General features: G+C 56.2%; 23 protein-coding genes. 4 read left to right on the top strand and 19 right to left on the bottom strand.

Translation table 11 applies throughout. The features are described 5' to 3' along the window. Positions 1-534, top strand: a 534-nt coding sequence (locus F560_RS0113740) for an IS3 family transposase (protein WP_019006315.1), incomplete at its 5' end; no start/stop codon positions are given. Positions 535-624: 90 nt separating this feature from the next. Here the strand turns inward: F560_RS0113740 and F560_RS0113745 are convergent. The 4 genes from F560_RS0113745 to F560_RS0113760 all read right to left on the bottom strand — a co-directional run bounded on the left by F560_RS0113745 (position 625) and on the right by F560_RS0113760 (position 5,210). After that, on the bottom strand, positions 625-1,461 hold the full coding sequence (locus F560_RS0113745) for a carbohydrate ABC transporter permease (RefSeq protein WP_019006316.1): 837 nt from the start codon (positions 1,459-1,461) through the stop codon (positions 625-627). Positions 1,462-1,486: 25 nt separating this feature from the next. Next, complete coding sequence (locus F560_RS0113750; protein ID WP_019006317.1) at positions 1,487-2,362, bottom strand: carbohydrate ABC transporter permease; 876 nt, start codon at positions 2,360-2,362, stop codon at positions 1,487-1,489. Between the two features lie 72 nt (positions 2,363-2,434). Continuing rightward, complete coding sequence (locus F560_RS0113755; RefSeq protein WP_019006318.1) at positions 2,435-3,709, bottom strand: ABC transporter substrate-binding protein; 1,275 nt, start codon at positions 3,707-3,709, stop codon at positions 2,435-2,437. Between the two features lie 19 nt (positions 3,710-3,728). After that, positions 3,729-5,210 carry a DUF5605 domain-containing protein gene (locus F560_RS0113760; RefSeq protein WP_019006319.1) on the bottom strand — a complete coding sequence of 494 codons (1,482 nt, stop codon included), beginning with the start codon at positions 5,208-5,210 and terminating at the stop codon, positions 3,729-3,731. Positions 5,211-5,851: 641 nt separating this feature from the next. Here F560_RS0113760 and F560_RS0113765 point away from each other — a divergent pair. Beyond that, on the top strand, positions 5,852-7,102 hold the full coding sequence (locus F560_RS0113765) for an IS110 family RNA-guided transposase (protein WP_019006320.1): 1,251 nt from the start codon (positions 5,852-5,854) through the stop codon (positions 7,100-7,102). Between the two features lie 231 nt (positions 7,103-7,333). Here the strand turns inward: F560_RS0113765 and F560_RS0113770 are convergent, their stop codons facing one another. From F560_RS0113770 to moaA, 12 genes are all read right to left on the bottom strand, one after another. After that, a complete protein-coding gene (locus tag F560_RS0113770) occupies positions 7,334-8,521 on the bottom strand; it encodes a response regulator (protein ID WP_019006321.1) in 1,188 nt (395 codons plus the stop codon). Continuing rightward, positions 8,499-10,307: a sensor histidine kinase gene (locus tag F560_RS0113775; protein ID WP_026298279.1), complete on the bottom strand. Its 1,809-nt coding sequence runs from the start codon at positions 10,305-10,307 to the stop codon at positions 8,499-8,501. Before F560_RS0113775 ends, F560_RS0113770 begins: the two co-directional genes overlap by 23 nt. A gap of 345 nt (positions 10,308-10,652) precedes the next feature. Next, positions 10,653-11,588, bottom strand: a complete 936-nt coding sequence (cyoE, locus tag F560_RS0113780; RefSeq protein ID WP_019006324.1) for a heme o synthase — start codon at positions 11,586-11,588, stop codon at positions 10,653-10,655. A gap of 584 nt (positions 11,589-12,172) precedes the next feature. Next, complete coding sequence (locus tag F560_RS0113785) at positions 12,173-12,742, bottom strand: manganese catalase family protein (RefSeq protein WP_019006325.1); 570 nt, start codon at positions 12,740-12,742, stop codon at positions 12,173-12,175. A 52-nt stretch (positions 12,743-12,794) separates the two neighbouring features. After that, positions 12,795-13,085: a spore coat protein CotJB gene (locus tag F560_RS0113790; RefSeq protein ID WP_019006326.1), complete on the bottom strand. Its 291-nt coding sequence runs from the start codon at positions 13,083-13,085 to the stop codon at positions 12,795-12,797. A 5-nt stretch (positions 13,086-13,090) separates the two neighbouring features. After that, positions 13,091-13,312 carry a spore coat associated protein CotJA gene (locus F560_RS0113795; protein ID WP_019006327.1) on the bottom strand — a complete coding sequence of 74 codons (222 nt, stop codon included), beginning with the start codon at positions 13,310-13,312 and terminating at the stop codon, positions 13,091-13,093. 379 nt (positions 13,313-13,691) lie between these two features. Beyond that, positions 13,692-15,098 (bottom strand): hemolysin family protein, encoded by a 1,407-nt coding sequence (locus tag F560_RS0113800; RefSeq protein ID WP_019006328.1) that lies wholly within the window; start codon positions 15,096-15,098, stop codon positions 13,692-13,694. Between the two features lie 58 nt (positions 15,099-15,156). After that, positions 15,157-16,311 (bottom strand): radical SAM/CxCxxxxC motif protein YfkAB, encoded by a 1,155-nt coding sequence (gene yfkAB / locus F560_RS0113805; protein ID WP_051088334.1) that lies wholly within the window; start codon positions 16,309-16,311, stop codon positions 15,157-15,159. A 125-nt stretch (positions 16,312-16,436) separates the two neighbouring features. Beyond that, positions 16,437-17,537 carry an HD-GYP domain-containing protein gene (locus F560_RS0113810; protein WP_019006330.1) on the bottom strand — a complete coding sequence of 367 codons (1,101 nt, stop codon included), beginning with the start codon at positions 17,535-17,537 and terminating at the stop codon, positions 16,437-16,439. A 108-nt stretch (positions 17,538-17,645) separates the two neighbouring features. Next, the gene (locus F560_RS0113815; RefSeq protein ID WP_019006331.1) at positions 17,646-18,491 is read right to left on the bottom strand and encodes an undecaprenyl-diphosphate phosphatase; all 846 of its coding nucleotides are present in this window, start codon (positions 18,489-18,491) and stop codon (positions 17,646-17,648) included. A 45-nt stretch (positions 18,492-18,536) separates the two neighbouring features. Beyond that, entirely contained in the window at positions 18,537-19,949 is a 1,413-nt protein-coding gene (locus F560_RS0113820; protein ID WP_019006332.1) for a bifunctional metallophosphatase/5'-nucleotidase, read from the bottom strand. 51 nt (positions 19,950-20,000) lie between these two features. Beyond that, entirely contained in the window at positions 20,001-21,002 is a 1,002-nt protein-coding gene (gene moaA, locus F560_RS0113825) for a GTP 3',8-cyclase MoaA (protein ID WP_019006333.1), read from the bottom strand. 143 nt (positions 21,003-21,145) lie between these two features. Here moaA and F560_RS0113830 point away from each other — a divergent pair, with 143 nt between their 5' ends. Next, complete coding sequence (locus tag F560_RS0113830; protein WP_019006334.1) at positions 21,146-21,910, top strand: molybdenum cofactor biosynthesis protein; 765 nt, start codon at positions 21,146-21,148, stop codon at positions 21,908-21,910. 427 nt (positions 21,911-22,337) lie between these two features. Next, positions 22,338-22,616: a DUF2642 domain-containing protein gene (locus F560_RS0113835; protein WP_425393284.1), complete on the top strand. Its 279-nt coding sequence runs from the start codon at positions 22,338-22,340 to the stop codon at positions 22,614-22,616. Positions 22,617-23,177: 561 nt separating this feature from the next. On the opposite strand, the gene sufB is transcribed toward F560_RS0113835, so the two are convergent. The 3 genes from sufB to F560_RS0113855 are packed head-to-tail and all read right to left on the bottom strand — an operon-like array spanning position 23,178 to position 26,284. Beyond that, positions 23,178-24,575, bottom strand: a complete 1,398-nt coding sequence (gene sufB, locus F560_RS0113845; protein ID WP_019006337.1) for a Fe-S cluster assembly protein SufB — start codon at positions 24,573-24,575, stop codon at positions 23,178-23,180. Positions 24,576-24,621: 46 nt separating this feature from the next. Continuing rightward, positions 24,622-25,071, bottom strand: coding sequence for a Fe-S cluster assembly sulfur transfer protein SufU (gene sufU, locus F560_RS0113850; protein ID WP_019006338.1), 450 nt, complete (start codon positions 25,069-25,071; stop codon positions 24,622-24,624). Next, positions 25,058-26,284 (bottom strand): cysteine desulfurase, encoded by a 1,227-nt coding sequence (locus F560_RS0113855; RefSeq protein WP_019006339.1) that lies wholly within the window; start codon positions 26,282-26,284, stop codon positions 25,058-25,060. Before F560_RS0113855 ends, sufU begins: the two co-directional genes overlap by 14 nt.

The raw sequence follows: 26,284 nt of genomic DNA on the forward strand, positions 1-26,284 counted from the left end.
AACGTGCTGAACCGTCAGTTTAAACCGGATGCGCCTAACAAGGTTTGGGTCGCCGACATCACGTACATTGCCACGCGGCAGGGCTGGGTCTATTTAGCGAGTCTCATGGATCTGTACTCCCGGAAGATCGTGGGTTGGGCGCTGGGCGAGCGAATGACGAAAGAGTTGGTGCTGGAGGCTTTTGACAAGGCATGCATGCGTCAGAAGCCCCCAAAAGGCTTGATCCACCACTCTGATCGAGGGTCACAGTACGCTTCTACAGAATACCGGGCGAGACTGGAGTCGAACCAAATGATTGGCAGCATGAGTCGCAAGGGCAACTGTTACGACAATGCCTGCATCGAATCTTTCCACAGCGTTCTCAAGAAAGAGCTCATTTACCAAACGAAATTTAACACTCGTAAACAGGCGTATGATGCGATTTACGAGTACATTGAATTGGAGTATAACCGCATCCGTATCCATTCGTCGATCGGTTATCTGACTCCGTATTTGTACGAAAAAAGGTACTATGAGCAACTCCAGGCAGGATAAAAGTTGTGTCCACTTTCTTGACAGTGATCCACGTAGATGTCGGTTGGCGGTTGTCGAAGCCTCAGCACTGCTTCCATTGTCAAAAGCGGCTCACCCTTTGACCGAACCGGTCAGGCCGGACACGAAATACTTTTGGAACAGGAGATACACGACCAAAATCGGAATGATCGACAGCAGCACGCCCGCGTTCATCAGCGTATAGTCGGTCGAGTGCTCCCCGCGGAACGACAGCAATCCTGTCGTGATCGTGCGCATGGAGTCCTTCGTAATGAAAATTTGGGCGAGCAGAAATTCGTTCCACGTGGCCATGAAATCCAGAATGACCAGCGTCGCGATCGCCGGCATCGACAGCGGGAGAATGACCCGGAAAAACTTGCCGATGTCGCCGCAGCCGTCGATGAGCGCCGCCTCGTCGATTTCCTTCGGAATCGTCCGGAAAAAACCGCGCAAAATGAGGATGCCGAACGGAATGCCGAAACCGATGTAAATGAGGATGATGCCGGGATAGGTGCTGACCAGATGCGTTTTGTTGAGGAAAATGTTGAGCGGCACGAGCGTCGCCTGCATCGGAATCATCATCCCAATCAGAAAAAAGGCGAACATCGCGTTGCTCCATTTGAAGTTCAGGCGGGTCAGCGCGAACGCCGCGAGCGCCTCGACCAAAATGCCGAGCGGCACCTTGATGACGCTGATGAGCGCCGTATTTTTCATGTACATGCCCATCTTCCCCTGGTTCCAGGCTTTGGCGAAATTGCCCCACTGGAATTTCTCGGGCAAGGCGTAAAACGGGCTCGTCAGCAAATCCGACCTCGATTTGAGGGCGGTGAACGCAATAAAGACGATCGGGACGAGGAAAATCACCGCCAAAACGATCAAAACGCCATATCGAATCGCCTGGACGGGCCAGGACGGTTGCCGGATTTCCATAGGTGGTTCACCCTCTTTCTGCCGATTACAGGTGCGATCTCTTCGTTGTATAGTAAACGTATGGGATAATGACGACCATCGTAATCAAAACGAGGAAGAAGGAGATGGCCGACCCCGTACCGATATTGGCGAATTTGAAGGTCTGATAATACATCCAGGAAGACAGCACCTGCGTGCTCTCCGCCGGCCCGCCGCCGGTCATCGCGTAGATGATGTCGTACACCTTCATCGACGCGATCATCGTGGTGGCGACGACGATGACAAGCGTTTCCCGCAGCAGCGGGAACGTGATATACCAGAACGATTGATAGGGCTTCGCGCCGTCGAGAACGGCCGCTTCGTACGGATCGTGAGGAATCGTCTGCAGGCCGGCGAGAAACAGCACCATCGGCTGTCCGACCCCTTGCCACAGCGCCGCGACGAACACGGCATACAGCGCCGTCTCCGGCTCCGCCAGCCAGGCGCGCGTCCAGCTTTCGAGGCCGATCGTCTCCAGAAGCTTGTTGACGAAACCCTGCGTCGGATTGTACATCCATGCCCAGCTCGTCGCTACGATGACCCCGGACAGAACATAGGGGAAATAGAAGATGCCGCGGAACACGATGCGGCCTTTGATCCTTTTGTTCAGAAGCAGCGCGAGCATCAAACCGATGCCGATCATCAGAATCAGCGAACCGGCCGTCCACAGCAGGTTGTTCTTCAACGCCCGGGCGAAAACGGAATCGTGAAGGATCAAATCGGCATAGTTGTCCAAACCGACAAAAACTTTGTCGGCGGCTACGCCGTTCCATTTGAAAAAGCTGAGGTAAAACGTATAGAGAGACGGTACGAAAATGACGATCAGGTAGATCGTCAGCGCGGGCAGCAAAAACAGCCACGGCTTCAGCGCTCTTGCGGTCATGCGGTTCTCTCCTTTGTCAAAGCGGGTTGGAGCGATCTTCATTGACGCCCCAACCCGCTCCTTTCGCTTCTGCTACTTGCTTTTGTACTTGGCGATCGCCTCGTCCATCGCTTCGGCCGCCTGCTGCGGCGTCCATTCGTGAAACGCGAGCTTGTCCTGCGCCTCGAACAGCTTTTGGACGACTTCCTGCGGCAGCGCCTGGTCGGTAATGAGGAAAGCTCCGTCGCCCGCGCTGTCCAGCAGCGTCTTCAAGTGAGGCGTTTTTTCCGAGATGTTGACGTTTAACGTCGCCGGCGAGCCATACTGCTCGATATACTTGTTGACGACCTCCGGACGGGTCAAATATTCACCGAGCTTCACGGCCGCTTCCTGCTTCTCAGGGCTGGAGCCGCCGTTGATCTGGAACATTTCCGCGAAGACCGACGCCCGCGACGGGGGCTGATCGTTCGGGAATTTGAACACATCGTAGTTGTTCGGATCGAAGCCGTTTTCCATAATGTTGCCGTCAAACCACGTGCCTTCATTGATCATGGCCGCCTGCTCCTGATAAAAGAGGCTTTCCGCTTCGGTCGGATCAAGCGAGGAATAGCCTTTCGGGAAGTAACCCTTGTCGGTGTATTCCTGAATTTTCTCAAAGGCTTTAATAACGGCGGGATCGTTCCAGGAAGCCTCCAGACGGTTCAGCTTGTCGTGCAGCTCGGGACCGGCGAAATGCTCGATCAGCTGCTCGGTCAGGCGCATCGTATGCCAGCCGCCCTTGCTTCCGAACGCCAGCGGTACGACGCCGCCGTTCTTCAAAGCCGCAAGCTGCGATTCGAATTCCGCAAACGTCTTCGGCGCCTGCAATTTCAGCTTGTCGTACACGTTTTTCGAATACCACATGCCGAGCACGTTCAGGTGCACCGGAATGCCGGATACTTTGCCGTCATAAGTCGACATGTCGATGGCCGCTTTATTGTAGATTTCGGACCACCTGTGATCTTTTGCGATTTGCGTCAAATCCATCGTCAGCCCGTTTTCGGGATAAAACGACCCAAGCGTTCCGCCCCACGTAAACCACATGTCGGGAAGCGTCTTGGAGCTGGCGGCCACTTTCAGCGCTTCCTTGATCGGATCGACCTCGTACTGAGTCAATTCCACGTCGATGTTCGGATTGGCGTTCTCGAAATCTTTAACCGCCGGTTCGAGCCATTCCCAGCCCGTATTGAGCGCCCAGAAGGAGATGGCGACTTTTTTCTCCCCGCCGTTTTGTCCGTCTTCCGACGAACCGTTATCACCCGAGCCGCATCCCGCGGCCATGACGCCTGCAATCAGCAGGCTAAGCAGCGCCGAAATCGTCTTTTTCATGGTGCTGTCCCCCTTATGTTTATGAAATGCGCCGTATCCGCAGCGCCTGATAAGGCTTGCCCGGCAAATCCACGCGGCATGTGCCCGAATATTCGCCGTTCAGCCGCTCGATCGTCATGTCCCACGTATCGATCCGTTCGATATGGTACCGCTCGCCTTCCGGAAGCTCCAGGACGCGGAACGCCGGCCGGCTTGCGCCGAAATACACCAGGTAGTAATCCGGATCGGCGCCTCCGCCGACAGCGTCCCATTGGAACGGCACGGCGGTCGGATTGATCGGCGGCCCTTCCTCGATGAGCCGACGCAGGAAGCGGATGCGCTCCGGGCTTTCGCCATGCAGTTCGCCGCCGTGCGACCACCAGATGATGTCTTCGGGATGCACGAACGTCTCCCCGTGCGTCACATAGCCGCCGCGCGTCACCCCCTCCCAGAAGCACTCGAGCATTTTCTCTGCCGTAATGTTGCCCCAGCCGTGGTTGAGATTGCCTTCGTACCGGCATTCGTCGACGACGATCGGCTTTTGGTACAGCTCCCGCCACTCCGGAACGAAATACAAATCGTGATGCTGGATGCTGGCGTGCGTAACCCATGGCTTGCCGTGATCGTACCAGTGCAAATTGCTCCGATAGTGGATTTCCGGATGATGCCAGTTGTGAATGGACCGCAAATGCTGGTAGGGGTCGTGCGTTTGCAGAAGACGGAAGAAACGGTCCCAGTCGCTCATGGATTTGCTCTTCATCAGGTCGTATTCGTTGGCGAGCGACCACCAGATATTGCGGAACGCGGCCAAGCGGGCGACCGCATACCGCAAGTAGAATTCGTCCGTCTCCGGGCTCATCGTCGAGAATCCCCAGCGGTCGTAAGGGTGAAACAGGATCAAATCCGCCTCGATTCCGAGCTTCTGCAGGTCCCGAATCCGGTCTTCCAGGTGCCTCCAGAAGACCGGATCGAATCTCGTAAAGTCCCACCCCAGCTCGGGCGAACCTTCGAACGGGTACCGCTCCGGCTCCTTCCGGTTGTAGTCGTAATGCTTCGGGAAGACGCACATCCGGATTTTGTTGAATCCCGATCGGCTCAGGCTCCGCAGCGTCCGCTCTTCCAAATCCCGGCCTTGGTGGATCCAGGCGTAACACGTCGTTCCGAAAGGGAAAAAAGGGGTTCCGTCGGCGTAGGCGAAATGGTACCGGTTGGCGACGCGAACCGGGCCGCGATTGCCCGGATCGGGGGGGACGCACGTCAAGCTACCCTTGACGCCATCCAGTTCTGGAACGTTGCTTGCGGTTTCGAACGACCATTCGCCCAGGATTTCCGGCATAAACCGGACGCAATACTGCCCGTCGCCGTCGTAGAACCCGTCTACCTCCAGCGTCAGAAAGCGATGCTTGAAGCGGGCCGAAAACCGGACATCGACAAACGGATTGCCGCCCGTCGGACCTTGCAGCCGCAGCTCAAACATGTCCCACCGTTTCGTTTCAAAGGCAAGGCTCTGATGCGGCTTCACTTTCGATCATCCTTTCTTTTCTCTTCACAATCCTCATTCTAAGGATCGGATTCCGGGGACGGTAGCATTCGAAACGGTCGTTTGGTTTGCTCTTTTTCCTTTTTGACCGCGCATCAACGCCATAGCGGATTCGGCAATAGAAGGGATTTGACTTTTCCTACGTTTTTTTGTTCCGGACCGAAATTTCATAAATAAACCCCCTTGTATGCTAAGAGCAGCTCCTGATTTGGGGGTTGCTCTTATGATTTTTGTACCTTGAAAACTGAATGTAATGGTCCCGGTGGGGGACGCAGCCCAAGCGAAGCGCGGGAGCGGCCCGAAGGGACGAAAAATAGGTGTTTACGATCTTGGGCTGTCCTTGGGAAAATGCCAGTAGGTGCTACCGACGGGAATGTTCCTTCTCCCCCTGTAGACTCGATTAGTCGGGTTCTTCCATCTGAGAGTGTCCCCTTGGCCTCTTCCGTATTTTCCTACACGCTGACTGTATCCCGCGCGTCGCCATCTCTTCCGCATAGCAGAGGAAGGTTCGTGCACCGATGGGCCGCGGTGTATGCCAATAGCTCGCAAGGCTGTAAGCGGAGAGCTTTTCCAAGGACATCCCAGGACCGTAGCGCCGAGTCCAATCAAAGGAGGTGAATCTCATGCCCCACATCTTATTTGTCGGGATCGATGTAAGCAGCAAGAACAACGTTGTTTGTTGCCTGCCCGAAGGTGATACCGCCAAATCGCTGAGCCGGTTTACGGTTCCTAATGACGAACCCGGCGTTCTCGCTCTTCAAGAGCGGATTCTTGCTCTCATGCAGAAGCATAGTCTTACTCACATACGCTTTGGTCTGGAAGCGACCGGTTGTTACTCCAGCCATCTCGCTCGTTACTTGGAGAGCGTACTTAGCTTCGCGCCGTATGAGCACAGCGTCTACGTGTTCAATCCCAGTCTGATCAAGGTGTTCAAGAAAACACACTATCTGGACGCTCCGAAAAACGACAGGGTAGACGCCTGGTTCATCGCCGCTAAGCTCCGATCCGGTCATCTACCCCGTGCCTTCACGTGGAGCGAATCCATCGCTGCGTTGCAGCGCCTGTGCCGGACTCGTTTCCACGTTACTCAATGTTTGACACGGGAGACCAATTTCCTGCTGACCAATTTGTTCCTGAAATTCAGCAGCTATGCGGCGGGACCGTTCGGCAAGAAGACATCGGCGACAAGCCTCGCGGTATTGCAGCACTTTGCCAGTGTCGAGGACATCATCGACATGTCCGTAGAAGACCTCGTGGCATTTGTGGTCAAGTGTAGCAAAAACCGCTTTGAGAATCCGCAGGAGGTCGCACAGACCTTGCAAAAAGCTGCTCGTTCTTCTTACCGATTGCCCAAAGCGATGTCCGATGCCGTGAATCTGGCGATGGCCTCCAACATCCGGATTATCCGCTCGCTCCAAGAACAGGCAAAGTCACTGCAGAAGGCGATTGAAGAGCATCTGGCCACCATTCCGCAGACGCTCACTTCTGTGCCGGGAATCTCCACGATATTTGCTGCCGGCCTCATCTCGGAGATTGGCGACATCCAGCGCTTTCCGAACCAAATGGCGCTTGCCAAGTACGCGGGTCTCGCTTGGACGGAAAGCCAATCTGGCGATTTCAAAGGCGTTGAATCTCGGCTCATTAAATCCGGCAACCGCTATCTGAAGTATTACTTCACCGAAGCCGCAAAGAGTGTCCAGGTGCACGACACTGTATTTGCGAAGTACTTCAGTCTCAAAGCGGCGGAACCGGCCAAGTATGCCGAAAAACGTGCCCTTGCGCTTACAGCTCGTAAATTGGTGCGGTTGGTCGATTATCTGCTGCGAACCAACCGACTTTACGAACCCAGAGAGGTGATCCGACAAAACGCATGACATAGGCCCTTTCATCTAACCGCCTATTTCCTTGATATTTAGGAAATATCTGAAAAATCTAGGTAGGGCGGGTTTAGTTTGGGTTTGCCTTTTTCCGGGTCACCCCCTGAAAAGAGTGCGGTTCATTCAAAATCATTGAATTTAAGGACTTGACATCGTACCGCTGCTCTCATGCCTCGCCGGCAAAGGGGGTACAGGAGGGGGGCCACGTACGTCCGATTCCGTATTCGGTTACTGGTTGCGGTATTCAAGCGGCGTCTTGCCCAGACGCTCCTTGAACAGCTTGCTGAAGTAGTGCGGGTTCGTATACCCGATTTCCGCCGCGATCTCGTAGATTTTCCGGTTGGTTTCCCGAAGCTGCTTCCGGGCGTATTCGAGCTTGTTGCGAATGACGTAATCGCTGAAGTTCTCCCCGATCTCCTTCAGAAAAATCCGGCTCAGGTAGCCGGGGCTGACATGCACGGCGGCGGCGGCTTTGGCCAGCGTAATGTCCTCGAACAGGTGCTTGTCCACAAACTCCTTCGTCTTCCGCACGATAAGATTGTCGCTCTGCTCGTGCTGCGGCAGATGCAAAAGCGCTTCCATATAAGCGTCGGGCAGTTCGCTTATCCGCTCGTAAACGGGGCTGGAAGAATAGATTAGGGCAACATGGAGCAGTTCCAGCACCTTCTGCCGGAGCTGTTCCAGATACTTGCCGTGCTCCGCCGAATTGGCCGAATCGGCTTCCCCGGATTTCGCTCGAGCCGGCGCGATCCAGATCACTTCGCGGAAGCCGCGGTGAAAGACGACGCCTCCCCAATCCTTCGCCACATATTCCTGGATCAAATAAAGGATGGACATAAAACGCAGTTCTGCCGAATCGCCGTCCGCTTGAACGGCATCGTCGCGCTTGCGAAACACGACAATCCGAAAGCCCGATTGGAAAAGCTCGTTGTTCAATCCGTCATCCTGCCGCCGCTGCGGAAACGTGTATTTGTCCAGTAGCGACAGATAGTATTCGTTTCGGTCCGCCTCCGCGTCGTTTCGCTTCCCGGTTTGCGCCGACTCCAGCCGTTCCACGGCTTTGCGCAGCGTCTGCTCGATCTCGTCCTCGTCCATCGTCGGCTTGTGCAGGTAATCGACCGCGCCCAGCTTCAGCGCTTCTTTGGCATACGCGAATTCGTCGTAACTGCTCAGGAACACGATCTGCACTTCGGGATAACGCTCCCGGATCCGTTTGGCCAGCTCCAGCCCATCCATCCCCGGCATCCGGATATCGGTCATCACGATGTGGATGTCTTCGGTCTCCATCGCCCGCAGCGCGTCTTCGCCGTTCGAGGCTTCCGATTTCCAACGGATGCCGCACTTTTCCCAATCCATCATATACTTGAGGCCGACCCGGACAATCGATTCGTCTTCAACGACCAGCAGATTCCACATGGACGTCTCCTCCCGGTTCAAGCGTTTTGTATGGCATGCTGAGCGCAACCGTCGTCATGCCTTCGTCTCTCTCGATTCTCAGCCCGTATTCGTCGCCAAAGCGCAAGCGAATCCGCTCCCGTACATTCAGCAGGCCGATGTGCGCCGACGCCTCGTCCGGCTCCTGACAGAGCAGATTTCGAACCGCCTCTTCTTCGAATCCGACCCCGTCGTCGCGGATCGTGACGGTCAGGCAGCGCCCGTTCCCCTCCAGCTTGGCCGCAACTTCAATGTTCAGCTTCCGCTCCAGCCCTTTGGCGCCGTGGAAGATCGCATTCTCCAGCACCGGCTGCAGCAGCATCGGCGGCACAGCCGCTTGAAGAACCTCCGGCGGAATGTTCCAGCGAATATCGAATACATTCGTATACCGCAAATCCATCAAGGCTGCATAATCCCGAAGCAGCCGTATTTCTTCCTCCAGCGTGACAAGCTCGTTGTCCAGTTTCATATTGGCGTGAAGCAGCTTGTTCAGCGATTGGATCAGCTTCGCAATCTGGGTCGACTGCTGCAAGATGGCCAGCATGCGGATCGAATTCAGCGTGTTATAGAGAAAATGAGGCTGAATCCGCGCGCGCAGCGCATACAATTCCGCTAGCCGTTTCTGCCGCTCCTTTTCCTCGATCGAGTGAATCATTTCGTCCAGCCGAAGCACCATCCGTCCGTAGCTGCTCTCGAGCCGGCCGATCTCGTCCTCCCGCTCGGGGGAGGCGGGCACCGAAAACTTCCCCTTCTCTACCTCGCGCATCGACCGGATCAGCCGGTAAAGCGGCTTGGACAAGCTTCTGGCGAGCAGCCAGGAAATCCCCGCCGCAAGAAACACAAGCGAGATAACGATGACCAAAGTAAAGTTCCGGATCGAACGGCTGCCGCTGAGCATCGCATCCCGATCAACGCCCATATAGATTTTCCAGCCCAAATACTCGCTTTGCCGGAATACGCCGCTGAACGTCCGCTTCCCGTCCGGCATGTCGACCGTTTGTTCCCAGCTTCCCCGTTTTTCCTGAACCCCGACCGATTTCAGTTCCTTCGCGAGCCGCGTTTCGGAAGCATAGACAAGTTGACGCTCCCTGTCCATGACGATCACCTGCACGCCCGGGAGTTCGAGGGAACGGACGATTTTCGGAATAAAATCGGGGGAAATAAAAATAGCAATGACGCCCAGCGGATCGAAGTTCTCGTCGCGAAGCATGCGGGCACCAATGATCGCTTTGAACGGGCTGCCTTTGAACGGTCTGATTTCCTTCACGCCGGTCGTCACGAAACCGCCTTTGCTCTCCAGCACTTCCTTGTACCACGCGTCTTCCCGCACATTCTCGTCCGGGTTGATCGCAGAGGGTCCGTTCATTCGGTATCCGTTAACCGTACCGTTCATTCCATAAATCATCAGGCCGCTGATCGAAGAATTGATCGAGGGGTAAGCGCTCATGAGCCGCGCCATCGTCTTCTGCGCATTAAGCTCGGCCGTTCCCCATTGATCCGGGGAGACATAAGGTTTGTTCAGGAAGCTGAAGAAATCCGGAAGGAAGTACGGCAGCATGGTAAACCGGTCGAAGTCGCTGATTTGGCGCTCGACGGAGGTCATCAGCTGATCGAGAATTACGCTTAAGTCCTGCCGCGTCTGATGTTCCAGCAATTCGGCCGATTTGCGGTACGCCGTCGTTCCGATCAAAAGCGAGGGAATGGTACTCAGAAGAATAAACAGCGTGAACAGCTTGGTGCGGAAGCGCATGTTTTTCCATCTCGCCATCGTTTCACCCCGTTATAACAGCGCTTTCAAGTTCATTTACATTATCATCGGGCTTGATTTTTTGTCAAGGGAATGGGAACGGATGGCACTTGGATCGCTTATGTTCCCCGGAAAGAGAGTTGCAGTTGCCATGATGCTAATTGCGCTCCGAACCGCCAGGAAGTGCTTCCGGACCGACCGGACGCTTCGGTATCCGCCGATTCATACGCTTCGGTATCCCGCTCGTTCAGGCCCGCGTTGTCAACGTTTGGCGCATACGCACGGCAAGAGAGATGATGAACCGGTCCGTAAAATGGCTAAAAACCCCGGCCATGCGGCCGGGGCTGCTTAAGCGGCGATGCGGTTTTAGAATAAAGGACGGATCAGGCAATAGGCGATGATCAGGACGAACAGCACCGTAAGATGGTTCAGCGAATAAATAAACATCAGCTTCGCCCATTTGGGCGCGTCCATCTTGCGGAAACCGGCGACGCTGAGCACAAGCCACGCCGCGCTTAGCAAAAACGCGACTCCCGCAAGAAACGGGCTGACGGGCACGAGCAAGAAACTGGACGCGACCAGCAAAACCAAATATACATTCGTTTGCACGTACGTTCTCCGCATGCCTTTGACCACCGGCAGCATGGGAACGTTCGCCGCCTTGTACTCGTCGTGCCGGCGAATGGCGATCGCATAAAAATGGGGCATCTGCCACAGCAGCATAATGACGAACAGCGCCAGCGCCCCCGGCTGCGCAATATCCGGCGAAATGGCGGCCCAGCCGATCAGCGGCGGCATCGCACCGGAGAAGCTCCCGACTTCCGTGTTGTAAATGGTGCGGCGTTTTGTCCACATGGTGTAAGGCACGACATAAATAAACAAGCCCAGCAAGCCGAACAGCGCCGCAAGCGGCGAAGCCAGGCCAAGCGCAAGCAGTCCCGACGCCGCCATGCCGCAGCCGAGCAGCAGCGCGGATTTCGTCTTGATCTGGCCGGTTACGGTCGGCCGGCTGCGGGTCCGCTCCATGATAAAATCAATGTCCCGGTCGTACACGTTGTTAAACGCGCCGGCAGCGCCGATGACAAGCGCGGAGCCGACCGTCGCCAGAAGAATGTCGCCGATTCTGTCGAAGAAACGCACGTCGTTTATATAGAGGGCTACGCAAAGCCCAGCGAACATCGCGATCAGATTCGATTTGATAATTCCCGTTTTGATCGTTTGGAAAACAATATGTTGCAGCTCCCGAAACGGCAGCACTTGAGTCGGCTTGATCGATTCCTTTCCCGCGTCGGCCATTCTCATCGAAGTTGCTACCCCCTTGCAATAGTAGTTCACCGTTAAAGAGTAACATATTTTGAGGCGCAACATCGACAAAATGCAAAAAAAGGCACAATAATGTCATGAAGGTGTGACAGCTCCGTTACGAAACCGGATAATCAGGCTCACGCCGCGCCGTTTCGCGCCTTTACCAATATGCCCGATGCCGGCCGGATTTATTTGCAAAAGCGGCAAAAGCCAGAAATCGGGGCGGATCGAGAAAGCCGGCAAGGGGCGGTCATTATGCAAAGATCCTGTGAACCGTTAGATCCCAGTATCATTATTAGTTGCGCATCCGCCGGATACGTAATAAAATAAAGGCAACAAAGCATTATATGGAAAAGGAGCCGTGTGCGACCACGACTCCTTGCGCAACAGCCGCTTTTAAGGGCGGTAGGCTTGCGGATTAGGCTTGGAAATAGACCGTTGTCCTCGTCAAGGGCGGTCTATTTTTTCTGAATTGAGTAAAGATACCAAAATCCTAAACAAAAACGCGAGCTATTAAGCCCGCGAAGCCGGTCAACTGCATGAAAAAATCCTTCAATATCCTCCCCTTATTTCGACTCGTCTCAAAACACCTTTTTCTGCTCCCGATCCGCCTTCAGAATCTCCACCGCCTCCTTGAACCGCATCGAGTGCACGATCTCCCGCTCCCGCAGGAACTTCAGGCTGTCCTGAATGTCGACGTCGTCGGTCATATCGATCAGCCATTGGTAGGTTGCCCGCGCTTTCTCTTCCGCCGCGATGTCCTCATACAAATCCGCGATGGGATCTCCTTTGGCTTGAATATAAGTCGCGGTCCACGGAACGCCGCCCGCGCTCTCGTAAAACAGCGCGTTGTCGTGATTGACGAAGTGCGGCCCGAGCCCGGCCGCCTCCAGCATCTCCGGCGTCGCGTCCTTCGTCAGCTTGTAAACCATGGTTGCAATCATTTCCAGATGAGCGAATTCCTCCGTTCCGATATCCGTCAACAACCCGATTACCTTGTCCGGTATCGAATACCGCTGGTTCAAATAGCGGAGAGCGGCCGACAATTCGCCGTCGGCCCCGCCGTATTGTTCGATGAGATAACGTGCCATCCGCGGGTCGCACTTGCTCACTTTGACGGGATACTGAAGCTTTTTCTCATAAATCCACACTGGCGTCGTCCCTCCTGCCACGATAAACTTGCCGCCCCAAACTCGTCTCGCTCTACACCTGCCACGGCCAGGGCGTATCCTTCCACTGCCACGGATAACGGGTAAAACTGTGCCCGAACTGCATCAACGGTCCGTATCTCAGCTCGAAGGCATGCGCCAGCTGCGCCCGTTTATGCGCCAGTTGATTAAATTGCTGAATCGCCTGAATGTCGTTCGGGTGCGTGTCCAGGTACAGAGACAGTTCCACCAACGCGAAATCGACCTTCTGCAGTTCCTCAAGCTCCTGCCGGTATCGTTCGTCCCCCCGTTCGGGCCGCTTTTCCGGTTCGTTTTGCTCCGGCATGACCATTATCCTCCTTTGGTTTTCTGTTTCGACGGATAAGGGCTGTACAACGCGGGCCACAAGGTGCCCCTGCGAAGCGCCTCGTCAAGCGGAAATTGCGGCAAATTCATCGGCTGGAAAGGGATAAACTGGTTGGGAGGAACTACATACCATTTCGTTTTGATGGGCGGGCACGGATCGCATGGACTGACATAAGGGTGCCATTCTCTCCACTGTCCGTCGTGCACGTCGTATCCTCCTTCTTAAGACCTATTCACTCTTCTCTCATGTATATATGACAAAGAACCGGGCGACTTGCCCGTCCGCCCAAAATTATGGTTCCCTTTACCCATCGAGCGAAGCGGTCCATGATCAGCCTGATGGCGGCCGTCCACGGACCGAGGGGCCAGATCGGCTGAATGGTGCGGTTATATGAAGCTTCGATGGTGTAACGAGTTTTAGCGGTTTCAAAAGCGGCTTAACCGCAACCTTCCATCGTAAACGCCGTACTAGTTGCTATAAGACGGCAACTGCAAGCGGGATTCGGATCGGACGGAGTATTTGAGAGTAAAAAAACCCGCCGCAGTAATGCGGCAGGGTTTTCGCATAGGTGTTCGGTTGTTCGGTTTATAGGCGCTCTTCCTCGCCAGGCGATGGGGAAACGTCCGCTTCGCCGGTTTCGGCAGCCGCGCCCGGCTGATCCTGTCCGGCGGATTTATCCGCCTTCCGTTTGTAAATATGAACGCGCTGCACACGGTGGCCTTTCGTCTGGGACACCTCGAATACATATCCGGAATGTTCGATTTTCCGCCCCTTGGCGATGTTGCCTTCCAAGTTCTTGAACAGCCACCCGCCGATCGAGTCGACTTCGTCGTCTTCGATTTCCAAACCGAACATATCGTTGACGTCTTCGATCAGCATCCGGCCTTCGACGGAAGTGATGTCTCCGCGGACAAAAACGCTCGGCGGCTCGTCGTCGAATTCGTCGTGGATTTCGCCGACGATCTCCTCCAGAATCGTCTCGGCGGTCAGCATCCCCGCCGTGCCGCCGTACTCGTCAATGACGATGGCAAGCTGGGACTTGCGCTTCTGCATCAGTTTCAGCACCTTGCTGATCTCCATCGATTCCGGCACGCTGAGAATCGGGCGCAGAAACTCGACCAGATCGTGATCTTCATCCGGATCGGCCGTAAACAAATCGGCGATATGTACGAAACCGATAATTTGATCCTTGTCGTCGACTGCTACCGGGTAACGGGTATGCCTGGTCGCATAGGCGATCTTCATATTTTCCCGGAACGACAGATTCGTGTACATGCAGTCCATATCCGTCCGGGGAAGCATGACCTCGCGGGCGACGCGGTCCGAAAACTCGAAAACATTGTCGAACAGCGTCATTTCCTCTTTGTCGATAATCCCGCTCTTTGCGCTCTCGTTCATCAAGATCCGGATTTCTTCCTCCGTGTGCGCCGCTTCGTGCTCGCTGGCCGGCTGCACGCCGATCGAGCGGAGCAGCAGGTTGGCCGCGCCGTTCAGCGCCCAAATCACCGGCAGGAACAGCCTGTAAAACATGAGCAGCGGCCAGGAGAGCCACAGCGACACGCCTTCGGACCTTTGGATGGCAAGCGACTTGGGCGCAAGCTCGCCGAGCACGATGTGCATGAACGTGATGACCACGAACGCGATTACGCCGGAAATGCTGTGCACGACGGTGGGATTGGTCACGTCCAGGCGGTACAGGATCGGCTCCACAATCAGCTCCGCAATCGCCGGCTCGCCCGTCCAGCCGAGACCCAGCGAAGCGAGCGTAATCCCGAGCTGGGTCGCGGACAGATAGGCGTCCAGTTTGCGGTTCACCTTCAGTGCGTAGCGGGCTCTGATGTTTCCTTCATTGACGAGCTGGGTCAGCCGGGATTGCCGAACTTTGACAAGGGCAAACTCGGCGGCCACGAAGAAGCCGTTCAGAAACACCAGAACCACGACGACGATCAGATTCCAGATGATGGATCCCCATAGAAATTCGGTATGTCCCAATGATAATCCCGCTCTCTCTCCTGAATTGTATTGCGCAATCATTATGAGTTAGCTATGTTTACAATCGGGCAGCGCGTTTGGTAAATTCGACGTCCTTGTAATACATGTCGCGGACAAGCAGGTTCGGACCGCAGCAGCTTGCGGCCGGGCAATGGCAGCTTACGCTCCGTTGGATCGGATGCGCCTGCCAGCGTTCGAACACATCATCCAGCTTTTCGGACTGAATGTTGCCGAACGGCGGAATGGAAGCGAAGTCGGTCACGTAGACGTCGCCGGTGAACAGGTTGACGTTGACGCGGTTGCGTCCGTCCGGGTCGTTGCGCACCGTCACGTTGGGCTCCGTCCGAATCCGCTGCAGAAGCTTCCGGTCTTCCTCGTCTTCGCTGCAGGCGAAGAAGGGAAGCGTGCCGAACAGCATCCATACGTTCGGATCGCGTTGATCCAGCAGGCTTGTAATCGCCTCCTTCATCTGCTCCCTCGAGATGACCGGAAGGTTGCTGGCGAACGAGCTCGGGTACATCGGGTGCACCTCGTGCCGCCGGCAGCCCATCTCGACGATCAGCCGGTGAATTTCCCCCATCTTCCGGTAGGTCCGGAAATTGATCATCGATTCGGCGGAGACGAACAAGCCTCCGTCGGCCAGCTTGCGGGCATTTTCCATCATCCGCTCGTACATGCGCGCGGCCGAGTCGAATCCGACCTGCCTTCCGGTGCGGGCGAAACCGACCCGGTGAAAATCTTCCGCAGCCGTGTAGTTGAATGAAATGTGCATGACGTCAAGATACGGCGCAATGCGCTCATACCGTTCGAAGTCCAACGTGACGTTCGAGTTGAGCTGGGACCGGATGCCTCTTGACCGGGCGTATTTCAGCAGCGGGAGCAGAATGTTCTCCACCGTTTCCTTGCGGAACGTCGGTTCGCCGCCGGTCAGGCTGATCGTCTCCAGATGTTCCACTTCATCCAGCCGCCGGAAAATCAGATCCAGCGGCAGGTGCGGCTTCTCGGTCATCGTCAGGCTGTCGCCTACCGCGCAATGCTCGCATCTCATGTTGCACAAGTGGGTCACCGTAAACTCCACGCTGGTCAGCACATGGCGGCCGTACCGCCTTAGCGAGCGGATCGGATCCCATGGATCGTTCGAGGGCGACAATTCCGCCAGGTGTGATGGCGGCGCGAACGGCGCCGGCGCTGAGTGGACTGGTAAGCCATGCATGTCGAATACTCCTGTCATAACGTTGAATTTATTGTTTATTGTACCGGTCGACGTTCCGGAAAGCAAACAAAAGCCCCTGGAAGGACTCCCCAAGGGCCGAAAACATAGAGGCCCAAGGGCGAAAATCACTTTGCCATAGGACCCGGATTCACTTTGGTAATCATGATCGACAGCTGTTTGGACAGATCGATATCGTAAGGCGCTTTCAATTCATTGCCGGCTTCGTCCGTAATGACCCGAACGATCGGGCGGTGTACGCTCAGGGCATTGATGTCGACCACGACCGCCAATTGCCCGGTATTCAGCTGCACCGTGATGCCGAGCGGATAGATCGCCACTTTGTCGCGGAACAGGCTCAGCATCTGCGTATCGTACAAAATGCCGCTTCCCGAATACAACGATTCCACCGCCTGATGCGGCAGCATCGCTTCCTTGTAAGCCCGGTGCGTCGTCATCGCGTCGTACGAATCGACAATGCCGATCCATTTTGCGTATTCATGGATTTCGTCGCCCTTCAGCCCGCGCGGATAACCCGAACCGTTGATGCGCTCGTGATGCTGGAAGGCGCAGTGAGCGGCGATCAGCGAAATGTTCGGCTCGTCCTTGAGCAGATAATAGCCCAGCTCCGTATGCCGCTTCATCTCCTCAAATTCCTCGGGAGTCAGCTTTCCGGGCTTCATGAGCACCTGCATGGAGATTTGCGTTTTGCCGATGTCGTGCAGCAGCGCCCCCAGCCCCAGCGTAAGCAGTTCTTCCTTGCTGTAGCCGTTCGCGATCCCCAATAGGGTCGCATAGACGCAGACGTTCAGGGAATGCATGTAAAGGTAGTGATCGACCGTATGCAGGTTCATCAGCATGATCATGGCATCGCGGTTGCGCTGCAAATCGTCCAGCACCATATGCATCACGTTGCGGAGATTCCGCCCGACATACGGATACATCCCGCTTTGACGGCGTCCCGGCTGATCGATCAAATCGCGAAACACGCTGCGAATCGTGCTGAGCGCCTGCCTCTGCGTCTCTTCGTTCAGCAGCTCGGGCACCTCGATGCCTTCTGTCCTTGGATCCTGTATGTATAAATAACGAATTCCGTTCTCGGCCAGTTTCCGGATCAGAGAATTGGTCAGCTCCACTCCTTCAGCCAGAAGCACGATGCCATCGTCCGAGAAGATTTTTTTGCCCAGAACCATGCCCGGGCTGCACATTGAGATCGGCATCATGCGCATATCCTCAACGGCTCCCCCTCCATTTTTTTCTTTTTCCAATCCAAAGTATTCGAATCTATATTTAATGTAAGAGATTTGTCAATAAACGGCAAGGGAGAATGTCGAAAATCATTTGTTCATGACGAAAAACCAGAACAGCGCCGCCAGCGCAAAACGGTACCAGGCAAAATGCTTCAGCTTTACCTTCTGCAGCACTTTCAGGAACCCGACGACGACAGCCCACGCGACGATAAAGGAAACGACGAATCCCGACGCGAAGAAGCGGAAGTCTTCCGCCTGAAAGCTTCCGATATTCTCCAGCAATTCGTAACCCGTGGCGACGGTCATGATGGGAATGGCGATAAAAAAAGAAAAATCGGCCGCCGCCCGGTAGCTGAGTCCGGTAAGCATGCCGGCGGCGATCGTCGCCCCCGACCGGGAAAACCCCGGCCACAGGGACAACATTTGCAGCAGCCCGATGACGAGCGCCTGACGATAGGTGATGTCGTCCATCGTTTCCGCGGTCCGTTTGATTTTGCCGGAATCGTACAACACTTCCGCAACCCACATGTAGATGCCGCCGACGATGAGCGACAGCAGCACCGGATACGGCGAAAACCCCAGCTCCTTGATCGGATGCCGGAGCACGTACGCCATGCCCAGAGCGGGCGCAATCGCGATCAGCACGTGCGTCAGTTGCAGGCGGCGTTTGGGGAACGCCCCGATATCCAGGCCCCTGACCGACTCGGTACGGCGAAACCGCAGCACCTGAGCGATTTTGCTTCTGTATACGAGCGCGATCGCCAGAATGGCCGCGAATTGGATTACGACTTCGAATGATTTCAACTTCTCCGGCGCTTCTTCGTAGCCGAGCAGCTTGTTGGTCAAAATCATATGCCCGGACGAAGATACCGGCAGAAACTCCGTCAGCCCCTCGACGATTCCGAGAATGATACTATCGAACCAATGCAGCATGGCGGTTTCCACTCCATTCGCCAGAAATAGGATTCATGCGGTCCGTCATCGCCTGCCGGAACGGTGCCACCTAGGCCGTCGGGCGTCCGCGACCGCTTCCGGATCGTTCAATGCGTCCGCCAGGATGTCGCGAATGAATTCCGGGAGAAAATACCGCAGGACGCGGCCCTCGCTAAGCCCTTTATATCCGATCCCGAAAGTAAACATGTCGAGCGTGCCGACCGCATATTCCCGCTCGTCGTCGAGCGGCTCGCCGCCGACCAGCACCTGCTGCACGCGCTCGTAAGGCGGCTTGGTATCGTCTGCGTACACCTCAACCCCGTCCAGACAGAGCGTGCCGAGCACCTTGCCGCGGAATCCGAACCCTTGAAACTGCAGGTCGATAAAGTCGGGCAGCAGGCTTTCCTCCAAAGCCTGGCGCAGCAGCGCCCCTTTGAGCATAATCAGGCAAGGATTGATCGGCGACGGGCATATGGAATGAATATCGCCCTTCGTCACGGAGCCGGCCTTCAGCCCGCGAAGCAGTTGGCCGGCATTGGTCAAGCCGATTTCGGCGCCCGTCGTCTTCCGCAGCGCCGCGGCAAGCAGCGTGCCGAGCGGCGTTTCCCGCGACGGGTCGGAAGGAAGCGGGCTGTCCAGTTCGGCGATGACGCGGTTCATGACGGAACGGGCATCCGCCCCGTACTTGCGGATAAGCGCCTCGGCATCGGCATCGGCGGGGATATCGTCGGTCGGCACGCATCGCCCCTCGACCCGAATCCGTCCGTTCAAGCCGTCCTTCCGGATGTCGACGACCCCGACGTAGCGGCCGAACTTGCCTGCGGCGCATACCGTCGTCCGTCCGATCGTCAGCGGGGTTTCCAGCAGATGATGCGTGTGGGCCCCGAGAATCGCGTCGATCCCTTCGACCTCCGCGGCAAGTCGTTCATCCATCCACAGCCCGAGATGGGACAACACGACGACCGCGTCCGCCTGCCGCCTCAGCTCGGGCACCCAGCGGGCGGCGGCTTCGATCGGGTCCTGCGCCTCCCAGCCCAGCAGGCGGTAATAGTCGTTGAATGCGGCCGTCAGTCCGAGCAGGCCGATTTTGATGCCCTTCTTCTCCACGATCAGGGCCGGAATCATCCATGGCGGCGGGCTGCCGCTACCGGTCCAATTCAAATTCGCGCATACAACCGGAAACGGAGCCCCCGCATACATGCCTTCCAAATGCTCGCGGGTACAGGTTATGCCCTCGTTGTTGCCCAGCGTAACCGCGTCGTAGCGAAGCAGCTCGAGCAGCGCCCGATTGACCGCTCCGCCTGTGCCCTCCGTCTCGGGACGAGCGCGATCCAGGAAATCGCCGCAATCGATCAACAGAAGCCGCTCCGGCTCAAGCTCGCGGCGCATCTGCTTGACAAATGTGGCGATTTGCGCCGCTTCTTCAAGATGGCTGTGCAGATCGTTCGTATGAATCAACGTTACCGATGCATCGCGTTCGATGGTACTCCCTCCTTAAGCTCGGGCACGTCAACCGCCGATTTGCGACATGCGTCTGTCCGTCGGCACATGAGACAGCGATTGCCCGGCCAGCAAAGCCGCCATCTCGTGATTTTCGGGTTTCATGTCCATCGCGCGCTCGAACAACGCCGTCAACGCCTGGCTCGACCCAAGGGCAGGACGCACGTTCAATTCATCCATCCAGTACAGGCAAGGCTTAATGTAACCGTCGGCCGTCAGCCTCAGGCGGTTGCAGTTTTTGCAAAAGTGATCGCTGATCGGGTGAATGAGGCCGAACGTGCCGGCTCCGCCGCGAATCCGCCAGTTCTCCGACGGACCGCTGCCGACCGGAGCGGGTTCGGCGTCCAGCTCGTAGCCGAGACGTTCCGCTTCCTCCAGCACCCGCGTCAGCGGCAAATACGAATTGCGCCAATTGGCGTCGTCGTGGCCGATCGGCATATATTCGATAAACCGGACATGAAGCGGCTGCTCGTAGCTTAAACGCAGGAACGTGCCGATCTCGTCCTCGTTGATGCCTTTGAGGAGCACGCAGTTGAGCTTGATCGGCTGAAGTCCCGCCTCCCCGGCCGCCCTGATGCCTTCGATCACGCGGCTTAAATCCCCTCGCCGGGCGATAAAGCGGAAGCGGGCGGCATCCAGCGTATCCAGGCTGATGTTGACGCGGCTCAGTCCCGCTTCCTTGAGCTTCTTCGCTTGCGGCGCAAGCAAGATGCCATTGGTCGTCAACGCGATTTCCTCGATCCCCGGTATGGCCGACAATTCGCCGATCAGCTCGTGGAGATTCGGGCGGACAAGCGGCTCTCCTCCGGTAATTCTCAGCTTGGATATGCCCAGCCGCGCCGCCGCGGCGACGATTTCCACAATTTGAGGGTACGTGAGCAGCCGATCCTGATCCATAAAGGGCATGCCTTCCTCCGGCATGCAGTACAGGCAGCGCAAATTGCACCGGTCCGTTACGGATATCCGCAAGTACGTATGCTTTCTTCCGAAGCGGTCAACCAATTCCGGCATCAGCCAATCCCCTCCTTACTATACATACCATGCTTGTTTGGATGGCTATGCGTGCTATTCTCATTAGCATAACATTTTCGGAAGCGTTATGGTATGCTTGTGTAAACGATAATTTTCTGAAGCTGAATAGAAGGATGACGGACATGGAACAAGAAAACCGACGCTGGCAAATCGCCTTGTTCGCCGGTCTTGCGGAACGGCTGAATACGAGGTCTTTGACGTTGGATATCGAAGCTTCGGCCTTGACGGTCGGGGAACTGAAGGAGCTGCTCAAGCAGCGGTTTCCGGAGCATGCGGATTTGATCTCCATTTCCTTCATGGCCTGCAATCAGGCCTTTGCCGGGGACGACCGTACGGTGTCGGCAAGCGACGAGCTGGCGCTGCTGCCCCCGGTGTCCGGCGGCGAGGAGAGCGGAGCCGAAGAGGAAGCCCCGGCGCTTGCCGAGCGCTTCGCGATCCGCATGGAGAAGCTCGACCCGGACGAGGCGCTGGCGCTCGTAAGCCATCCCGATCACGGAGCCGCGCTAGTCTTCGTCGGCACGACGAGGGAATGGACGGCCGGAAAGCGGACGGTTCATCTGGAATACGAGGCTTACGTTCCGATGGCGCTGTCCGAAATGCGGCGGATCGGCCGGGAAATCGGCGAGCACTGGCCGGGAACGCTGTGCGCGATCCATCACCGCATCGGCTCCGTCGCCGTTGGCGAGGCGAGCGTCGTCATCGCCGTTTCCTCCCCGCATCGCGCCCAAAGCTATGAGGCGAGCCGCTACGCCATCGAGCGGTTGAAGCAAACGGTGCCGATCTGGAAAAAAGAAGTGTACGAGGATGGGTCGGAATGGAAAGGCCATCAGAGCGGTCCCTGGAACCCGCTCGCGTCCCCGGAACATACGGGAGAGGCGGGAAATTGAAAGGCCCGCATGACGAATCCCGCTTGCGTGAAGCAAGCGGTTCGTCCCGATCAGGCACAGGTCTGCGGCGCGATAGGATTTGAACGATAAAGCCCGAAAAACGCCTTGCAAAATCAAGGCTTTTTCGGGCTTTTTAACATCCGCCGCCAATCGCTTGTCCCAGGCTGTGGATTGGCTGTAAACATTGAAAAAACGGCGCAGAGCAATGCAAGCAATCCTTGCACCTTCACCGTGACGTTGTCGGCGGAGGGGAGCTCAACGATAACAGGCTCACCCCTCTATCTTGTGCTTGTTGTCGACGCTACTTCTTCAATGGGGACACAGGATCTCAAGAATTAAAATCTTGGGGAAGCGTACGTTTTCTGGGGAAATGCCCATTCAAGGAAATAGGCAACCGCATACGATGGGTTTGAACCTATTTCAAGGAGTGAATTTCTTGTATTCTCATCATTTCCATCATCATCCGAGCGCGATGGGGCCCATTCACGCGTATCCCGGGCATGTTCACACGGTGTCGTCCATTGATCCGTACGTCGTGGAAGCGCTCAGGCGCTTGATGGGCCGCTGTGTCTGTTTCGAAACGACCCGGGGAGCGATCGAAGGCACCATCCTGGATGTAAAACCGGACCATGTGCTGCTGGAACTGCACGGCGGCCGGCAAGCGTGCGTGCGGATTGCCGAAATCGTTTGGACCATGCCGCTGTAACCGTTTGCTGCAACGGTTTGAAGGAAGGAACCGCTTGCGCGGTTCGCGAATCGTTGGTAAAGCCCCGGTTTCCGAGGATTTGCCGACTTATGGACGGTGGGATATCGTCGAACACATGCAAAAAACGTGTCCGGACGACTTGATCACGCAAGCGTGATAGTCACCGCGTCTTGACCAAAGCGCCGCGAACCCATTAACCCCAGGTCACGGCGCTTGTTTGATATGTCCATCATCCGGCTAGATTAACGACAACGTTTATTCATAACTTGGCACTCACCATCTATTCGAAAACGTCGCCACCATCCAGATTCGCAGCCAGGGACAAGGGGGAACAAAACGAATTCCGTATTGCGTTTCGTTTGCGTTTTACGAAGAATCTGCATAAAGTTCGAAATCCATCAACGCTGTACCAATTTTGAAGGGGTGCCACACATGCCGTATTTCTTCACCAAGAAAATCGAAAAGGACGCGCTCGCCCTTTACCCACTATACATTCAGTAATGTGGGCAAATTATGGGCAAGCGCGTCCTTAACCCCTCACAGCCCTTGATAAATCAAGGCTTAACCTATAGACCCTTCCATCTCGAACTTAATGAGACGATTCATTTCGACCGCGTACTCCATCGGCAGCTCTTTCGTAAACGGCTCGATGAAGCCCATTACGATCATCTGGGTCGCTTCCGCTTCCGACAGGCCGCGGCTCATCAGGTAGAAGAGCTGATCCTCGGACACTTTGGAGACGGTCGCCTCATGCTCCAGCGTGACGTTGTCGTTCAAAATTTCGTTGTACGGAATCGTATCGCTCGTCGACTGGTTGTCGAGGATGAGCGTGTCGCACTTGATGTTCGACTTCGCGCCTTCCGCGTTGCGCCCGAAGGAGGCCAGTCCGCGGTAGGTGACTTTGCCGCCATGCTTGGAAATCGACTTCGACACGATCGTCGACGTCGTTTCCGGCGCGAGGTGAATCATCTTGGCGCCGGCGTCCTGGTGCTGCCCTTTGCCCGCTACGGCGATGGAGAGCACCATGCCCTTCGCGCCGCGGCCTTTGAGCACGACGGCCGGATATTTCATCGTCAGCTTGGAACCGATGTTGCCGTCGACCCATTCCATCGTCGCGTTCTCTTCGGCGACGGCGCGCTTGGTGACGAGGTTATAAATGTTCGGCGCCCAGTTTTGGATCGTCGTGTAGCGGACGCGCGCGTCCTTTTTGACGATAATTTCGACCACGGCGCTGTGCAGCGAGTTCGTGCTGTAAATCGGGGCGGTGCAGCCTTCCACGTAGTGGACGAAGCTGCCTTCGTCCGCGATGATCAGCGTGCGTTCGAACTGACCCATGTTTTCGGAGTTGATCCGGAAGTACGCCTGCAGCGGAATTTCGCATTTCACGCCTTTGGGCACATAGATGAAGCTGCCGCCGGACCATACCGCGCTGTTCAGCGCCGCAAATTTGTTGTCCGTCGGGGGAACGACCGTGCCGAAATACTCCTTGAAAAGCTCCGGATGCTCGCGCAAAGCGGTGTCGGTGTCCATGAAGATGACGCCCTGCTTTTCGAGATCCTCCCGCATCGAGTGGTACACGACTTCCGATTCGTACTGGGCGGATACGCCGGCCAGGAATTTCTGTTCGGCTTCCGGAATGCCCAGCTTGTCGAACGTGGCCTTGATCTCCTCCGGCACTTCCTCCCACGTTTTGCCTTGCTTCTCGGACGGTCTTACATAATACTGAATGTCGTCGAAATCAAGGTCGTCCAAATTGCCGCCCCAACGAGGCAACGGCATCTTGTTGAACTGCTCCAGCGCTTTGAGGCGGAAATTCAGCATCCATTCCGGTTCGCCTTTAATTTCGGAAATGGTGCGGACCACTTCGGGAGTCAGCCCTTTGCCGGATTCAAATACCGCTTTGTGCTCGTCGCGGAACCCGTACTTGTACTCTTCCAATTCGGGCATATTTTTCGCCATGACGACCAACCTCCTTGTTTGTCATGATATTGCAGCGTGCCTAAATTTACTCCTCAATGCCTTCGTGCTTGCCCTGGCCGTGTTCGACGCCCTTGCGCAAGGCGTTCCAGGCGAGCGTCGCGCATTTGATGCGGGCCGGGAATTTGTTCACGCCGGACAACGCTTCGATATCTTCGTACTCGTCGAAACGTGCGGGCTCGCCTTTCATCAGGGACGAGAACCGGTCCGCCAACTCGAGCGCTTCGGCCGTCGTTTTGCCTTTGACCGCGTCGGTCATCATCGAAGCCGAGGACATGCTGATCGAACATCCTTCCCCGGTAAAACGGGCGTTGCGCACGACGCCGTCCTCGATCTGAAGCTGAAGGCTGATGCGGTCTCCGCAGGTCGGGTTGTTGAGATTGACCGTGACGGATTCGTCGTCCATCGTCCCGCGATTGCGCGGATTTTTATAATGATCCATAATGACGCGGCGGTACAGGTCGTCAAGCGGATTCATAGCCGAAAAACTCCTTTGCCTTGATCAGAGCGTCGGCCAGGCGGTCGACATCCTGCTCGGTATTGTACAAATAGAAGCTCGCTCTCGCCGTCGCGCTCACGTTCAGCCAGCGCATAAGCGGCTGGCAGCAGTGGTGCCCGGCCCGGATCGCGATGCCTTCCGCATCCAATACGGTCGCGATGTCGTGGGGATGAATGTCGCCAAGCGTAAAGGTGACAAGACCTGCACGCTCTTCGCGCGGGCCGTATACGGTAATGCCTTCGATCGAGGAGAGCCGGTCCAGCGCGTATTGAACCAGACGCTTCTCATGCCGGTCGATGGCGTCCAGTCCGACCGACTCCAGAAAATCGATCGCGGCCCCGAGTCCGACCGCTCCGGCGATAATCGGGGTTCCGCCTTCGAATTTCCAGGGAATTTCTTTCCAAGTGGAATCGTACAACTCGACAAAATCGATCATTTCGCCGCCGTATTCCGTAGGTTCCATCCGCTCCAGCAGCTCCGCCTTACCGTAAAGGGCGCCGATGCCGGTCGGAGCGCACATTTTGTGGCCCGAAAAAGCATAAAAATCAACGTCGAGCGCCCGGACGTCCACCTTCAGGTGCGGAGTGCTCTGCGCGCCGTCGACCACGATGACGGCTCCGTTGCGATGCGCGATTTCGGCGATCTTGGCGATCGGATTGACCGTGCCGAGAACGTTCGAAACATACGCAACCGAAACGAGCTTCGTGCGCGGCGTGATCGTTTTCTCTACATCGGCCAGGGAAATCGTGCCGTCCGGCTGCAGCGGAATGTACTTGAGCGTCGCGCCGGTTGCCTTCGCCGCCTGCTGCCACGGAATGAGGTTGCTGTGATGTTCCATCGGCGTAATGACGATTTCGTCGCCTTCCTTGAGCACCCGCCGGGCATAGCCGGAGGCGACAAGGTTAAGTCCCGCCGTCGTTCCCCGGTTGAAAATAATCTCGCGGGAGGAGGCGGCGTTCAAAAACCGCGCCACCTTCTCCCGCGCGCCTTCGTAGGCGTCCGTCGCCCGGGAGCCGAGCGTATGGACGCCGCGGTGAACGTTGGCGTTATCCCATTCGTAGTAGCGTTTGACCGCTTCAATGACGCTGCGGGGCTTCTGCGACGTCGCCGCGTTGTCCAGATAGACGAGCGGATGACCGTTCACCTTCTGATGCAGAATCGGAAATTCGGCTTTCAGCGCGTTTACGTCCAT

The organism is Cohnella laeviribosi DSM 21336, from assembly GCF_000378425.1.
In the GTDB taxonomy this organism is placed as follows: Bacteria; Bacillota; Bacilli; order Paenibacillales; family Paenibacillaceae; genus Cohnella; species Cohnella laeviribosi.